General features: G+C 57.1%; 1 protein-coding gene. It reads right to left on the bottom strand.

Translation table 11 applies throughout. The features are described from left to right. Positions 1 to 9 precede the first annotated feature (9 nt). Positions 10 to 1,026 (bottom strand): IS110 family RNA-guided transposase, encoded by a 1,017-nt coding sequence (locus PSOLE_RS23405; RefSeq protein ID WP_019436603.1) that lies wholly within the window; start codon positions 1,024 to 1,026, stop codon positions 10 to 12. Positions 1,027 to 1,048: the final 22 nt, after the last annotated feature.

A 1,048-nucleotide genomic window follows, 5' to 3' on the forward strand; every position in this document is an offset into this window, starting at 1 on the left:
CTTTGCTGTTCAGCAAGGCTGATACTGTTCACCCTTGCTGAGGATCGCCCAGATAATCCGGGCATTCTTGTTCGCCAAGGCTACCGTGGCGATGTTCTTGTTGCGTCGGCACATTAGCTGGCTCAGCCAATCACTGCGCTTGTCCGTCTTGCTCTGGCAGTGCTTGAGCACTGAGCGCGATCCGTGGATCAGCAACGTGCGCAAGTATTTGTCTCCGCGCTTGCTGATACCCCCAAGGCGCTCCTTGCCCCCTGTGGAGTATTGACTGGGCACCAGTCCCAGCCAGGCCGCGAATTGCCTGCCACTGGCAAACTGTCTGGCATCGCCAACAGCACTGACGATGGCCGTGGCACTGATCGGGCCGAGCCCCTCGATCTTCATTAAGCGTCTGACCCGCTCATCCTCGCGCGCCTCGCGCTGGATCAGTTGTTCCAGCTTTTTCAAGCGCTCGTCATACCCTTGCAACTCTTCGCTCAACCCCCTCAGCAGCTCTCGCATCGAGCCAGGCATGCTGCTATCTGAATCATCGATCGCCCGACACAGTAGTTCGCGGGTTGCCGCAACGCCTTTGCGTGATTCGATCAAACCAAACTCGGCCAGCAACCCACGAACTTCGTTGACTAATGCTGTTCGAGCCTTGATCAGCCGACCTCTGATCCGATGCACCGACTGGCTCGCCTGTTGCTCTACTGTCTTGACCTCGACATAACGCATGGTGGGCCTGCTGGCCGCTTCACAAATTGCCTGCGCATCGTTCGCGTCGTTCTTGCCGCCTTTCACGTAAGGCTTGACGAACTGCGGAGCAATTAAACGCACCTCATGCCCCAGCTTGCCTAATTCACGGGCCCAGTAATGCGCGCTGCCACAGGCCTCCATCGCCACCACACACGGCTCCAGTTGGCGGAAAAAATCCAGCATCTGATGCCGTTTGAGTTGCTTGCGGCATTTGACCTGCTCATGGCTGTCGACACCATGAACTTGAAAAACCTGCTTTGCCAAATCCACGCCTATGCGTTTAAGTTTCATGCGGGCTCCCCCTCCGGGATTG

Origin of the sequence: Pseudomonas oleovorans subsp. oleovorans, from assembly GCF_002197815.1 — a bacterium.
Taxonomy (GTDB): Bacteria; Pseudomonadota; Gammaproteobacteria; order Pseudomonadales; family Pseudomonadaceae; genus Aquipseudomonas; species Aquipseudomonas oleovorans.